The 13,801-nt window shown below is 45.7% G+C and carries 10 protein-coding genes and 1 pseudogene; 9 read left to right on the forward strand and 2 right to left on the reverse strand.

The annotated features are described in order from the left end of the window. Positions 1–44: 44 nt before the first annotated feature. Together FHS86_RS18310 and FHS86_RS18315 are read right to left on the reverse strand one after the other, a co-directional pair. Positions 45–1,049 carry a polysaccharide deacetylase family protein gene (locus tag FHS86_RS18310; RefSeq protein WP_429417255.1) on the reverse strand — a complete coding sequence of 335 codons (1,005 nt, stop codon included), beginning with the start codon at positions 1,047–1,049 and terminating at the stop codon, positions 45–47. A gap of 134 nt (positions 1,050–1,183) precedes the next feature. Next, a complete protein-coding gene (locus tag FHS86_RS18315; protein WP_429417258.1) occupies positions 1,184–2,260 on the reverse strand; it encodes a mechanosensitive ion channel family protein in 1,077 nt (358 codons plus the stop codon). 190 nt (positions 2,261–2,450) lie between these two features. On the opposite strand from FHS86_RS18315, the gene FHS86_RS18320 reads away from it, so the two are divergent. From FHS86_RS18320 to FHS86_RS18360, 9 genes and pseudogenes are all read left to right on the forward strand, one after another. Continuing rightward, positions 2,451–3,143 (forward strand): NUDIX hydrolase, encoded by a 693-nt coding sequence (locus tag FHS86_RS18320; RefSeq protein ID WP_429417261.1) that lies wholly within the window; start codon positions 2,451–2,453, stop codon positions 3,141–3,143. Between the two features lie 87 nt (positions 3,144–3,230). Then, a complete protein-coding gene (locus FHS86_RS18325; protein ID WP_429417264.1) occupies positions 3,231–5,090 on the forward strand; it encodes a sodium:solute symporter family transporter in 1,860 nt (619 codons plus the stop codon). 28 nt (positions 5,091–5,118) lie between these two features. Further along, a complete protein-coding gene (gene araA / locus FHS86_RS18330) occupies positions 5,119–6,624 on the forward strand; it encodes an L-arabinose isomerase (protein ID WP_429417267.1) in 1,506 nt (501 codons plus the stop codon). A gap of 85 nt (positions 6,625–6,709) precedes the next feature. Further along, entirely contained in the window at positions 6,710–7,396 is a 687-nt protein-coding gene (locus FHS86_RS18335) for an L-ribulose-5-phosphate 4-epimerase (protein WP_429417270.1), read from the forward strand. A gap of 173 nt (positions 7,397–7,569) precedes the next feature. Then, positions 7,570–7,908, forward strand: a pseudogene (locus FHS86_RS18340) (four helix bundle protein); the annotation flags it as partial. 105 nt (positions 7,909–8,013) lie between these two features. After that, positions 8,014–9,633 carry a ribulokinase gene (locus FHS86_RS18345; protein WP_429417272.1) on the forward strand — a complete coding sequence of 540 codons (1,620 nt, stop codon included), beginning with the start codon at positions 8,014–8,016 and terminating at the stop codon, positions 9,631–9,633. 82 nt (positions 9,634–9,715) lie between these two features. Then, entirely contained in the window at positions 9,716–11,251 is a 1,536-nt protein-coding gene (locus tag FHS86_RS18350; protein ID WP_429417275.1) for an alpha-N-arabinofuranosidase, read from the forward strand. Between the two features lie 28 nt (positions 11,252–11,279). Next, positions 11,280–12,437 (forward strand): aldose epimerase family protein, encoded by a 1,158-nt coding sequence (locus tag FHS86_RS18355; protein WP_429417277.1) that lies wholly within the window; start codon positions 11,280–11,282, stop codon positions 12,435–12,437. A gap of 99 nt (positions 12,438–12,536) precedes the next feature. Then, positions 12,537–13,613, forward strand: coding sequence for a DUF4056 domain-containing protein (locus FHS86_RS18360; protein WP_429417280.1), 1,077 nt, complete (start codon positions 12,537–12,539; stop codon positions 13,611–13,613). Positions 13,614–13,801 lie beyond the last annotated feature (188 nt).

Here is a 13,801-nt window from a genome sequence, read left to right on the forward strand (position 1 = left end):
TATGTTTTTTTCATTTCAGTTACTGATGTCATTTATTTGACTGTTTACCGACGTTCGATGTAAATTATTCCTGCATCGGGTACCGCATTGAACCGGATGCTGTTTGTTTTACCCATGCTTACGAGCTCACTTTGAAGGGCTTGATTGTTTTGTTTTACGGTGGCATCCTTCCACTTAGCAGGCAAAGTCCGTTCAATGGAGATGGCTTCGTTGTATATTTCGTTGTCGAGTCCGTCGCTCAGCTCCAATTGGATTTGCTTACTGGTTTTTTTGATTTCGGTAATGGAAGCCTGATCGCGCTCACGAATGTATTTCACCACATCGACAAAGGTAGCGACCCAGTATTTATCTCTGTTTTCGTCGAGATAGGCAAGGCTTTCCTTTAGCACCGAACTGCTAATTGCAGAATAACCACCATCGTCGTCAACCCCGTGTAGCAGATATACGCACCAGCCCTTGGCAGCCAGCGTTTCTTCATTTTTCTGAATGAAGTGGGCCCTTGTGTTGATGGAGCCTTCGGTTCCACAAATGATGGAGCTGATGTTGTAAAAATCGTCGGGCGTGCTTTTTTCAATTTGCCCCTGGCAATGGCGGGCTGCAATGTAATAGCGTGAAGTAATACTTTCGTCCGATGGAATGCAAAAGGGATAGGCAAAACTTAAGGCCGATAAGGGACCAACTATTCGATCGATGATTTGTTGCGAATTTTTCAATTCAGTTTCCTGTTCCTGCAAGTTTAGTTCGCTTAAATTTCGATGACTGACAGTGTGACTGCCGATTTCATGTCCGCGTTGTGCAGCCTGCTTCAATTTTTCCCAGTCGGGTTCCCACTCGATTACCGGATAAAAGGTAGCCTGAAAATCGTATTGATCAAAAAGGTTGATGGCTGTATACTGACCGGCACAATTATCATCGAAGGTGTAAGTGATGGCTGCATCGGTAAAATTTTTCCAGCTGGCAATCTGATAGGCCGATTCGATGGTATTGCTGCAGGAGTAAAAAAATCCGCTCAAAAGCAGTACCATTATTACAGATAGTTTCTTTAACATGGTTTTAAAGTTAGATCAGCTGCAAATTTATAAGCATTGGCGATACCTTAGGGGGTCATTTCTTTAACAAACGTGTAATAATTTCGAATTATCGGTTCATAAGGAAAAAATGCTTTGTATTTTCACTTAGCTGCTCATGGCTTATTTTCAAGTATTATTCGCGAATGAGGCAGGCATTCGGGATATTTTTCCTGAATGAAACGAATGAGTCCCTCGCGGATGTATACTCTCAGATCCCAGGCGGTTCCGGCATCGGAGGCACTAACCAGTGAGCGGAGCTCCATGGTCTGTTCCCCTGCGCCGGTAACTTGAACAACATCGACGCGTTGGTCCCAAAGCGCAGTGTCTTTAAGCAGACGGCTTTGCTCTTCCCGTATGGCATCAAGCGGCAGGCGATAGTCGGCGTGGATATAAATTGTACCTAAAATTTCGGACGTGTTTCTGGTCCAGTTCTGAAAGGGCTGTTCAATAAAATAAGTGGTGGGCAACACCAGCCGGCGCTGGTCCCAGATACTGACAACCACATAGGTCAGGTTAATTTCTTCGATTTTTCCCCACTCATTTTCAACAATGACCACGTCGTCGAGCCTGATGGGCTGGGTAATGGCGATTTGAACCCCAGCCAGTATGCCGCCAATTACTTTTTGTGCCGCAAATCCTAATATAATCCCGGCAACACCGGCCGATGCAATAAGGCTTACCCCAATTTTTCTGATTTCTTCGAAAGTCATCAGCGAAAGAGAAATAGCAATCAGGATGATGATGAAATTGAGTACCCGCTCGATGATTTTAAACTGGGTATATACTTTGCGAGCTTTTAAATTATTCTTTTGTCCAATGTCGTATCTTCGGAGGATGAGTGCCTTGCTTATGGCTACTGCCCTGATTAGTATCCACGAAATAATGGCAATCATCAAAAGGGTCAGTATTTTGTTCACTACCAAAGTTAAACGGGGAGGGGTGCTGAAAATGGTAAAGGGAATCCAAATCGATAAAATGATAATCAGCAGGAGTATGGGAACCTTCAGGTACTTTCGGGCTTTTTGCAGATAAAACAATTTGGCATGTGTTTCGTATTTGCTCAAAAGCCGGTTGGCTATTAAATAGCTGATCAGGAGTACTGTAAAAAGCAGAACCGTGCTGACAACAAAAAGGAACAGTTCGCTAAGCTGTGGTGGAATGCTGTTGATTAAATTGTTTATTTTTTCCATGTTCGTGTTTTTTATTATCAACAATAAAACAAGATAATTGATTAATTCAAGGGAGTTTGAAATTTTTTTAACGCCTGTTTTGGGTGGATTTAACACCAAAGAAAGAGGATTATTTTGTACAACATGTTTTTCTTCTTGCAAAAGATAAAAGTAATTGTGACTTTTGTTTGCCCTTTTAAATTGAATCAGCATGACTTATTCCGATAAAGATAAGTTTCACCTTGCAGTCGACTGTGTTATCTTTGGCTTCGATGACGATCGTTTGAAGTTGCTGTTGTATCAGCGTGATTTTGAGCCGGAAAAAGGAAAGTGGTCGTTGATGGGAGGTTTTCTCAGAAAAGATGAAACCCTTGATGAGGCGGCATACCGGGTTGTGGCCCGCATTACCGGGCTGAGAAACATTTTTCTCGAACAGCTGAGTGCCTTTTCTGCCATCAATCGCGACCCGGCCGACAGGGTGGTGAGTATCGGATATTATGCGTTGATCAACATCCAGGATTATGACAGTTTGATGCTGAAGCAGTATGGTGCTGCCTGGTGTGCCATTGATGAACTCCCGGCCTTAATTTTTGACCATCATGAAATCGTTGAAAAGGGCCTGCGTCGGTTGAAGCGCAAAGCAAAAACACAACCCATTGGTTTCGAATTATTGCCTGAAAACTTTACCATTACCCAGTTGCGAAATCTTTATGAAGCCATTTATCAACGACAGCTCGAACCTGCTAATTTCAGACGAAAATTCATGTCGATGAAATTGCTCGAACGCTTACCGATTAAGGATATGAACAGCTCACGCAAAGGAGCTTATTTGTATGCTTTTAACCAGGAAAAATATGAAAATCTGACCGCAAAAGGTTTTTCTTTTGATGTTTCAGGAATATAACACGATCATGATTTATCTTCGAAAGAATTAATAAAGAATTGAAAATAATTATCATAGAAAGTAAAATAATCTAAATCGAATTAACTTATGAATGCAGGATTTACAACCATTGACTACATCATCTTTATTGTTTACGCAATAGTGATTGTTAGTTTGGGACTATGGCTTTCGCGTTCCAAAAAAGGACACGAGAAAGACTCAAAAGATTACTTCTTAGCCGGAGGAACACTTTCATGGTGGGCCATTGGCGCATCATTGATCGCGGCCAATATTTCGGCTGAGCATTTTATCGGAATGTCGGGTTCGGGATTTCGCGTGGGTTTAGGTATTGCTGCATATGAATGGATTGCAGCCGTTACCTTGATCCTCGTAGCCAAATTTTTGCTACCGCAAATGATTGACAAAAAGATTTATACCATGCCGCAGTTCGCCAAAGAGCGTTACGGACAGGGTGTCAGCTTCTTTTTCTCTTTCTTCTGGTTATTGGTGTATGTTTTTGTAAACCTTACCTCGGTGGCATGGCTCGGTGCCATTGCCATGGATCAAATTCTTGGTGTACCCATGGTGTATGGTGTTCCGGGTTTATTGCTCTTTGCGGGTATTTACTCCATTTACGGTGGTTTGAAATCAGTGGCCTGGACCGATGTAATCCAGGTGGTTTTCCTCGTTGGTGGTGGTTTAATTACAGCCTGGTTTGCACTCGATGCCGTGAGTGGTGCCGGAGGTAATGCCATCGATGGCTTCATCATTGTATTGAGCAAGGTGCGTGAAGTTCCCACCGATTTGCACTTTAACATGATTATCGACCGGAACATTGACGAAACCGTGTTTAAAGATCTTCCCGGACTTGCCGTTATATTTGGCGCCATGTGGCTGACCAACATTGGCTACTGGGGTTTCAACCAATACATTATACAAAAAGGTTTGGCTGCCAAAAACCTGGCCGAAGCCAAAAAAGGTCTGATCTTTGCCGGATACCTGAAAATTTTAATTCCTATTATCGTGGTTGTTCCGGGTATTACTGCCTATGTGTTGTTCAATCACCCCGATTTGCAACATACCTTAACCGGCTTACAGGGTACCATCGAAGTAGCCGATGAAGCTTATCCCTGGCTCTTACGTAATTTCGCCCCTGTGGGTATTCGCGGACTTGCCTTTGCTGCACTGGTTGCCGCTGTAGTATCCTCACTTGCTTCGATGCTTAACTCTACCTCAACCATCTTTACACTCGATATTTATCGCCCCTTAATTAATAAGCAGGCTTCCGAGAAGCAGTTGGTAAAAGTAGGACGTATTTCAGCTTTTGTGGCCCTTGTTATTGCTATTGTTGCTGCGAAACCTTTATTGGGAGGTCTTGACCAGGCATTCCAGTACATTCAGGAATATACCGGCTTTATTTATCCGGGTGTGGTGGTTGTATTTGGTATGGGGCTATTGTGGAAGCGCGCCACCAACAGAGCAGCACTCTGGACCACCATTGCCACCCTGCCGCTGGGTATTGCCATGAAACTTTTATTGCCCGATCTGCCATTCATTATCCGTATGGGTTATGTGTGTATGATTCTGATTACCCTGGCCATTACGCTCACCTTAACCGATAAACATCATGTGTATGATAAACCAGCTTCTCCTGTTAATTACAAAAAGCAGATGAAAGCAGGATGGTTGTTTGCCATTATTGGTGGTGTAACTTTAATTGCCGGTTTGATTTGGGGTACCGAATTATTTGGTGTTGGATTATTGAATCTTGGTTTCGATTCCATCTTCATGCTGGTATTTATGTTTGCCTTCCTGGCAATTATCATGTTTACCAATGCCCGGTCAACTCAAAAGGATGACAAGGCTTATGATTTTGAACCTGAATTGTTTAAAACAGATAATAAATTCTTTGTGGGTGCAATGGGAATTGTTGTGATACTCATTGCATTGTACGCGTATTTCTGGTAGATTTCAATGAATTATTAAAATAGATGAGATGAAAAATTTGAATGATAAAAAAGTTTGGTTTATTACCGGAAGTCAACACTTGTACGGGCCTAAAACACTGAAACAGGTCGATGTTGATTCGGCAACCATTGTTGAAGGATTGAATGCCTCGGGTAAATTGCCGGTTGAAGTAGTTTTTAAACCAGTGGTGAAAACCCCCGAAGAAATTCTGGACATTTGTGTGGCAGCCAGTGCCGATAAAAATTGCATCGGTGTGATTACCTGGATGCATACCTTCTCACCGGCAAAAATGTGGATTGCCGGGCTGAAAGCATTGAGCAAACCCTTTATGCATTTGCATACCCAGTTTAACCGCGATTTGCCCTGGAGCGAAATCGACATGGACTACATGAACCTGCATCAAAGTGCACATGGTGGTCGTGAATATGGTTTCATCAATGCCCGTATGCGAAAAAACCGCAAAGTGGTGGTTGGCCACTGGCAAGACCCGCAGGTGCAGGATAAAGTAGCGCTGTGGTGTCGTACAGCCATTGGCTGGGCCGAATCACAAGGGCTGAAAGTGGCACGTTTTGGCGACAATATGCGTAACGTGGCTGTAACCGAAGGCGATAAAGTGGAAGCTCAAATCAAATTTGGCTGGGAAATTCATGCCTACGGTGTTGGCGACCTGGTGGAGTACATCGAAAAAGTAAGCGATGCCGAAGTAGACGCTTTGTACAAAGAGTATGAAAGCGAGTATCAGGTAGCCGAAAACTGTCAACCTGGTGGCGAATACCACGAGAATGTAAGGGTACAGGCACGCTTCGAAATTGCCATGAAACGTTTCCTCGAAGACGGAAATTTCAAGGCTTTTACCACCAACTTCGAAAACCTTACCGGTTTGTCGCAGCTGCCCGGATTGGCATCACAGCGTTTGATGGCAGCGGGTTACGGTTTTGGAGCCGAGGGCGACTGGAAACAATCGGCCTTGTTGCACATCCTGAAAACCATGTCGGCTGGCATGAAAGGCGGCAGCTCGTTCATGGAAGACTACACCTATCACCTCGATCCGGCCAACGAAGGCGTATTGGGATCGCACATGCTCGAAATTTGTCCTTCGATTGCAGCCAAAAAACCACGACTTGAAGTACATCCGCTGGGAATTGGCGGCAAAGATGCACCAGCCCGTCTGGTATTCGAAAGCGCTACCGGCGATGCCATGAACGTAACCCTGGTTGACATGGGAAGTCGTTTCCGCATCATTGTGAATACGCTCGATGTGATTGAACCATTGGCCAACCTGCCTAAACTGCCGGTTGCCTCAGCATTCTGGAAAACACATCCAAACCTGGCCGATGGCGCCGCAGCATGGATTTATGCCGGTGGTACCCACCATTCAGCTTTTACCCTTGCTTTAACTCCCGAATACATCGAAATATTTGCCGAAATGGCCGATGTCGAATTTGTATTGATTGATAAAGATACCAAGGTATCGGAACTCAAGAAGGAACTGCGCTGGAACGACCTGTACTATCACCTGAACAGGGGACTGTAACAGCATACAGCAGCATGATGATTGCCGGCAAAAGCCGAAAGCTAAACCGGCAATCATCATTATTTTCCATAAAAAACTGATAAAAATGGAACTGGAAAAATTAAAGGAAGAAGTATACAAAGCCAACATCGACCTGGTAAAACATGGTTTGGTCATTTTTACCTGGGGGAATGCCAGCGCCATCGACCGCGAAAAGGGCCTGTTTGTAATTAAACCCAGCGGCGTCGACTACGATGTGATGAAAGCTTCCGACATGGTGGTTTGCGACATGGACGGAAAGGTGATCGATGGAAAACTGAAACCTTCGTCCGACATGGCGACCCATCTTTATTTGTACAAGGCCTTTGAAGATATTGGCGGCGTGGTGCACACCCATTCAACCAATGCAACTGCATGGGCACAGGCTGGTGTGGGCATTCCGAACATTGGGACCACCCATGCCGATTATTTTGCCCACGAAATCCCATGTACCCGTCAAATGACCGAAGAAGAAGTATTTGGCAGCTATGAAAGGGATACCGGAAAGGTAATTGTTGAACGCTTCGAGGGGATCAATCCTGTTGAGGTACCAGGAGTTTTGGTACACAATCACGGACCCTTTTCATGGGGCAAGGATGCACACGATGCGGTACACAATGCGGTAGTGATGGAGCAGGTAGCCAAAATGGCGCTGATTTCCTACTCGGTAAATCCACACCTGAAAATGAACCCGCACCTGATCAAAAAGCACTACGAACGCAAGCATGGTAAGAATGCTTATTATGGGCAGTAAGAAAAGGTGATTCGATGCTCGATGCTCGATGCTCGATACTTGATGCTCGATGCTCGATACTCGATGCTCGATACTTGATACTGGATATCAAATGCTTGTTTTGTTAGCGTGATTAATAGAAGAAGGTAATTTGAATGTCTTATCGGAATTTAGAAATATGACAACTCTCAAGGGAAATTGTAATTGAAATTCACAAAATGACAATTACAAAACTTCCAAAATTTGAGATGTATGAAACGGCATCACAAATCAGACGTTCTTCTAAAAGTGTGAAATCAAACATTGTTGAAGGATATGGAAGAAGAGCTTATAAACAGGAATATATTAGATTCCTGACTTTTTCACTTTCATCGAACGATGAAACTATTGATCACCTGGAAACCTTATGGGAAACTCGATCATTGGAGGATAGAATGTTTTACGATGATCTACATGAAAAAATCGACAAACTTGGAAAAAAGTTGAACAGGTTTATTGTGAGCGTTGAAAATTATCATCAATCAAAAAAATGAAACGTATATTTAACAATCCAGCAACCAGCAACCAGTAACCAGCATCCGACATCGAGTAACCAGCATCAAGTAACCAGTAACATAAAGATTAAAAAAAAAGTAAATATGAAAAAATACGTAATAGGATTAGACTACGGGAGCGATTCGGCCCGTGCCCTGGTGGTTGACACCGAAAACGGTGAACAGCTTGCTACTTCGGTAAAGTACTATCCCCGATGGGTAGAAGGTAAGTATTGTGATCCTGCCAAAAATCAGTACCGTCAGCATCCGCTCGACTACCTCGAGGTAATGGAAGCTTCGATTAAGGAAGCCCTGGCACAGTGTGCACCTGAGGTGGCTCAAAATGTGGTGGGTATATCGTTCGATACCACTGGGAGCACACCGGCCCTGACCGACGAAAACGGAACTCCGCTGGCCATGTTACCGGACTATGCCGAGAATCCCAACGCCATGTTCATTTTATGGAAAGACCATACTGCAGTAAAAGAAGCCGATGAGATCAACGAGCTCGCCCGCAAATGGGATGTCGACTATACTAAATACGAAGGAGGAATTTATTCTTCGGAATGGGTGTGGGCCAAAGTATTGCACATGCTGCGCATCGATCCTTCGTTGAAGCAAAAGGCCGTTTCGTGGATTGAATACTGCGACTGGCTCCCTGCTGTACTTACCGGAAATACGGCCATCAATGCCGTAAAACGCAGCCGTTGTGCCGCCGGGCATAAAGCACTATGGCATCCCGACTGGAACGGGCTTCCACCGGAAGAATTTCTCACCGAACTGGGTCCCGAACTGGCCGGACTTCGCGACCAGCTTTTCACCGAAACCCACACCAGCGATGAGTCTTTTGGTAAGCTTACGCCGGAATGGGCCCAAAAACTGGGGCTTTCAACCGATGTAGTAGTGGGGGTAAGCGCCTTCGACTGTCACATGGGGGCTGTGGGGGCCGAAATTCAACCCAATACCCTGGTGAGGGTAATCGGTACTTCAACCTGCGACATCATTGTATCGCCTTATGAAGAAATGGAAGGCAAACTGATTCCCGGCATCTGTGGCCAGGTAGATGGTTCTGTTATTCCCGGAATGGTTGGCCTCGAAGCCGGACAATCGGCCTTTGGCGATGTGTATGCCTGGTTTAAAAGCGTGCTAAGCTGGCCCTTGCAATTCCTCGACGATGCCGAACAGGCTAAAATGATTGAAGATAAAATCATCCCTGCCCTGAGCGAAGAAGCCATGAAAATACCGGTGGAAGAATCAACCATTGTGGCAACCGACTGGCTGAATGGACGCCGTACACCCGATGCCGACCAAAATGTAAAGGCAACAATTACCGGCTTGAACCTGGGCTCATCGGCACCACGAATTTTCCGCGCACTGGTCGAAGCCACAGCTTTTGGCTCACGTGCCATTGCCGACCGCTTTGCCGAAAACGGCATCGAAATCAATTCGGTGGTGGGCATTGGCGGAGTTGCCAAGAAGTCGCCCTTTGTGATGCAAACCATGGCCGATGTGATGAACATGCCTATTAAAGTAGCCAGGGCCGAGCAAACGGTTGCTTTAGGAGCTGCCATGTTTGCTGCCGTTGCTTCAGGGGTCTATGCCAACATTGGCGAAGCCCAGAAAGCTATGGGGCAGGGGTACGAAAAGGAATATCAACCGATTCCTGAGAACGTTGAAAAATACAACGAGATTTACAAGAAATATCTTGGTCTCTGGAATATTTAAAAATAGCGCAGGGTAAAGCCGCTTTCGGGCCGGGCCTTACCCTGCTTTTTCTAACTGAATTTGCTGACTTAAACTATAAATTATGAAGACAATTTTTCTATCTGCGGTTTTGGTATTGCTGACCTTGGTGAACAGCAATGCACAAAATGTTTTAAACCTGTATGTCGATAAGGCAGAGGTCAAAATCAACAAAGAAATTTATGGACATTTCTCCGAACACCTGGGTACCTGTATCTATGGTGGTATTTATGTAGGCGAGGATTCTGACATTCCGAACGTGGATGGCTTTCGTACCGATGTGGTGGAAGCACTGAAGGCACTGAAAGTACCTGTGCTTCGCTGGCCTGGTGGCTGTTTTGCCGATACCTACCACTGGAAAGACGGCATTGGTCCCAAAGAGGACCGTCCTTCGATTGTGAACGTTCACTGGGGGGGCGTAACCGAAGACAACAGCTTTGGAACCCACGAATTCCTTAACCTGTGTGAGATTATTGGTACCGAGCCCTACCTGAGTATCAACGTGGGATCGGGAACCGTACAGGAAGCCGTTGAATGGGTGGAGTACGTAACTTCGTCGAACGAAAGCCCCATGACTGAACTGAGAAAGAAGAACGGCAGAGAAGACCCATGGAATGTTAAATTCTGGGGAATTGGAAATGAAACATGGGGTTGTGGAGGCGACATGCGTCCTGAATACTATGCCGACATTTACCGACATTACGCAGGTTATATTCGTGGCCGCGAAATGCAGAAAATAGCTGTGGGGCCTTCATCGGGCGATTACAACTGGACAGAGAAAGTAATGCAGATTCTGAGCCAGAAACGTCACCTGGTACAGGGGCTGTCACTGCATCATTATACCCTGCCAACAGGAAACTGGAGCAGCAAGGGTTCGTCGACCGAGTTTGGCGAAGACCAGTATTTCAGTACCCTGCGCAATACCATGCACGTTGAGGAACTGATTCAGAAGCACCTGGCCATCATGGATCGCTATGATCCGCAACACCGCGTATCGCTGATCGTCGACGAGTGGGGAACCTGGTACGACCCGCTGCCCGGAAGCAATCCCGGCTTTCTGCAACAGCAAAATACCGTACGCGATGCCATTGTAGCCGGAATCAACCTCAATATTTTCAACAATTACGCCGAGCGCATTTCAATGGCCAACATCGCCCAGGTGGTGAACGTATTGCAGGCCATGATACTGACCGATGGTGCGCAAATGGTGAAAACACCCACCTACCACGTTTTCAAAATGTACAATGTACACCAGGATGCGACCCTGGTACCTTCCGATCTGCTTTGCGAAAGTTATGAGTTTGAGGGTGAAAGTCTGCCTGCTTTAACTGCATCGGCTTCGGTGAAAGACGGGGTCTTCAATATTACCCTTTCGAACGCCAACCCGCACAAAGCCCTAAGCATCGAATGCAATATTGAAGGTGGAAATTACAGCACTGCAAGCGGACAGATTGTCAGCGGTGAAAATCTGGCCGATTACAACGACTTTGGTAAAGAAGAAAAAGTAAGTGTGAAGGATTTCAAGGTTCAAAAGCCAAAAAATGGAAAATTGAGTGTTGAAATTCCCCCGCATTCAGTAGTATTGGTACAATTAAAATAGTTTTGTTGACCATTAAAACAAAAAGAAAATGTTACAACTAATAAAAAAAACAATGGTACCGGCCATGCTGGCGCTGGCAATCATGAGCTGCAGCCCGAAACAGGCTTCGGTATTTTCGGAAACAGCCGACGGCATTAAGGCCGAAGCATTTCAGCAAACAGTCGATGGCAAAGCGGTCGACTTATTCACCCTGACCGGCGAAAATGGTATCGGAATGAAGGTGACTAACCTGGGTGCCCGTGTTGTGGCACTCTGTGTACCCGATGCAGCCGGAAATCCGGTCGATGTGGTACAGGGCTACGACAATCTCGACGACTACCTCAATCAGACTGAAAACTTCTTTGGTGCAGCCATCGGACGTTACGGAAACCGCATTGCCAATGCAAAATTCGAGCTCAACGGTAACGAATACCAGTTGAATAACAACGATGGTGTTAACCACCTGCACGGAGGACCGAAAGGTTTCTTCGACGTGGTATGGGAAGCCAATCAGATCAGCGATTCAAAAATTATTTTCACCTACATTTCACCCGATGGGGAAGAAGGTTATCCCGGTAACCTGCAGGTGACCATGACCTATGAGCTGACTGCCGACAATGCTTTCAAAATTGAATACACGGCTACCACCGACCAGTCTACTGTTTGTAACCTGACCCATCACAGCTATTTCAACCTTACAGGCGATGGTGCGGAAAGCATCAACGATCACGTTTTGATGATCAATGCCGATCACCTCACACCGGTAAATGAAACATTGATCCCAACAGGCGAATTGCTGCCTGTGGCCGGAACTCCTTTCGATTTCAACAAGCCAACAGCCATTGGTGAAAGGGTGGATGCCGATGATCAGCAACTGGCTTATGGTGCAGGTTACGATCATAACTGGGTACTTAATCGCAGCGACGATCAGGGAGTTCAGCTGGCTGCCTCGGTGTACTCGCCGGTTAGCAAAATACAGATGGATGTGCTGACCGATCAGCCCGGAATACAGTTTTATGGTGGTAATTTCATCGATGGAACACTCACCGGAAAAACGGGTACAAAATACCAGCACCGCAGTGGTTTCTGTCTCGAAACCCAGCATTTCCCCGATTCACCCAATCAGCCAGCGTTTCCTTCAACTACGCTCAATCCGGGAGAAACCTACAAACACGTTTGTGTTTACAAGTTTTCAGTAATCGAGTAAAATAGCATTATGATATTGAATGAAGCCATCCTGTTTGCGGGATGGCTTTTTCATTATATTTTACTAATTTTCGGCCGATTAAAACTCATACGCTGAAACATGTACCGCCCATTCATCCTTTTGCTTACATTGATCGTCATTCTCCCCTGTTTTGTAAAGGCAAAGGGAATTGAAACCGACAGGAAGAAGCTGAAAACGCCTCCGCGGATCATCCGTACCTGTTGTGCCTTTGGCTCCGATGTAGGGGTGATGGGTCTTCCTTTTATTCGTTACACCGAAGCCACCAGCATCGAAAAAATAGGCCGGCACCAGTATCTTGGCAGTAAGGACGAAGCCAACGGCATTGTCTATACCTGTCGTGGCGGTTTCATCGATCTGGGTCATTTGCGCGATCAGGCCGACTGGACGGCCTGGTTGTATTACCAGATCAATGAACATGCCGGCCAACAGTTTAGCGTGAAGCTGGGTCGTGAAGGCGGAGTGAAAAAACTCAGTTTTGACGTACCCTCCGACATGAGCGCTCATGATCGTCGGCAGCTGGCCGGACGCATTGCCTACGACCTTTCGGTATGGCACGAAATTGTTACCTGGTACGGTGTTTCATCGGTGCCCCTGGTGCCCGAGCGTTATTCCTCCTTTTCCATCGAAGACGATTACTCAAACCTCCTGGGAATTCATTTGGGCATGCAGGCACTTGCCAGCGACGACGATTTTGAAAGCGCCATGACGCGTTTGGTAGCTGAAAACCTGCTCGAGCTGGGCGCTGTAGCCTCCGAAGCCGAAACCCTCGAAGCCATGGAAAAAGTGGAAGATGAATGGTGGACCCGCGATAAGAAACTTCCCAGCCGAAAAATACTCAAGGTACGCGACATTGCCGATTATACCGGAGCTTCGCCGCTCATCGTTCCGCAATGGTGTACTACCGACGATCCTGTTCATCTGGCAATGCCCATGTTGACGGATCAACAGGAAGAACTCACCGCATTTTATTCGCTTAACCTGAAACTCAGAGGCAAAATGTACCTGCGTTACCGAAATGCAGTGGAACGAAGCCGCATTATTACTGAAGAAGAATTCCTGTACCTGCTCGAACACATTGGTGAAGAAGAGCAGCTGATGACTGAAAGCGACCGACTGAAGGAAGAACGCAGACAACAACGCCGGAAGAAGGGTTAATTACAATTAGAATATAGCTCAAAAGAATTTAGTTTTTTTACCCTGATATAATTGTTGCAAGAGGACAACAGAATTTCCCCGCTCCTGTATATGTGGTCTAGCCCCCTATAAATCGGACTTTTGTATAGATGGTTAAACAAACATATTATTTTCTTTATAAATTTGCAACAGCAAGGAACAACCGACGG

It is taken from the genome of Roseimarinus sediminis (genome assembly GCF_050433125.1).
GTDB classification, from domain to species: Bacteria; Bacteroidota; Bacteroidia; order Bacteroidales; family Prolixibacteraceae; genus Roseimarinus; species Roseimarinus sediminis.

What these genes read in the sequence shown, in the direction of transcription:
- FHS86_RS18320 (WP_429417261.1), top strand. Translation starts at nt 2,451, where the DNA reads ATGACTTATTCCGATAAAGATAAGTTTCACCTTGCAGTCGACTGTGTT.
- FHS86_RS18350 (WP_429417275.1), top strand. Translation starts at nt 9,716, where the DNA reads ATGAAGACAATTTTTCTATCTGCGGTTTTGGTATTGCTGACCTTGGTG.
- araA (WP_429417267.1), top strand. Translation starts at nt 5,119, where the DNA reads ATGAAAAATTTGAATGATAAAAAAGTTTGGTTTATTACCGGAAGTCAA.
- FHS86_RS18360 (WP_429417280.1), top strand. Translation starts at nt 12,537, where the DNA reads ATGTACCGCCCATTCATCCTTTTGCTTACATTGATCGTCATTCTCCCC.
- FHS86_RS18355 (WP_429417277.1), top strand. Translation starts at nt 11,280, where the DNA reads ATGTTACAACTAATAAAAAAAACAATGGTACCGGCCATGCTGGCGCTG.
- FHS86_RS18310 (WP_429417255.1), bottom strand. Translation starts at nt 1,049, where the DNA reads ATGTTAAAGAAACTATCTGTAATAATGGTACTGCTTTTGAGCGGATTT.
- FHS86_RS18335 (WP_429417270.1), top strand. Translation starts at nt 6,710, where the DNA reads ATGGAACTGGAAAAATTAAAGGAAGAAGTATACAAAGCCAACATCGAC.
- FHS86_RS18315 (WP_429417258.1), bottom strand. Translation starts at nt 2,260, where the DNA reads ATGGAAAAAATAAACAATTTAATCAACAGCATTCCACCACAGCTTAGC.
- FHS86_RS18325 (WP_429417264.1), top strand. Translation starts at nt 3,231, where the DNA reads ATGAATGCAGGATTTACAACCATTGACTACATCATCTTTATTGTTTAC.
- FHS86_RS18345 (WP_429417272.1), top strand. Translation starts at nt 8,014, where the DNA reads ATGAAAAAATACGTAATAGGATTAGACTACGGGAGCGATTCGGCCCGT.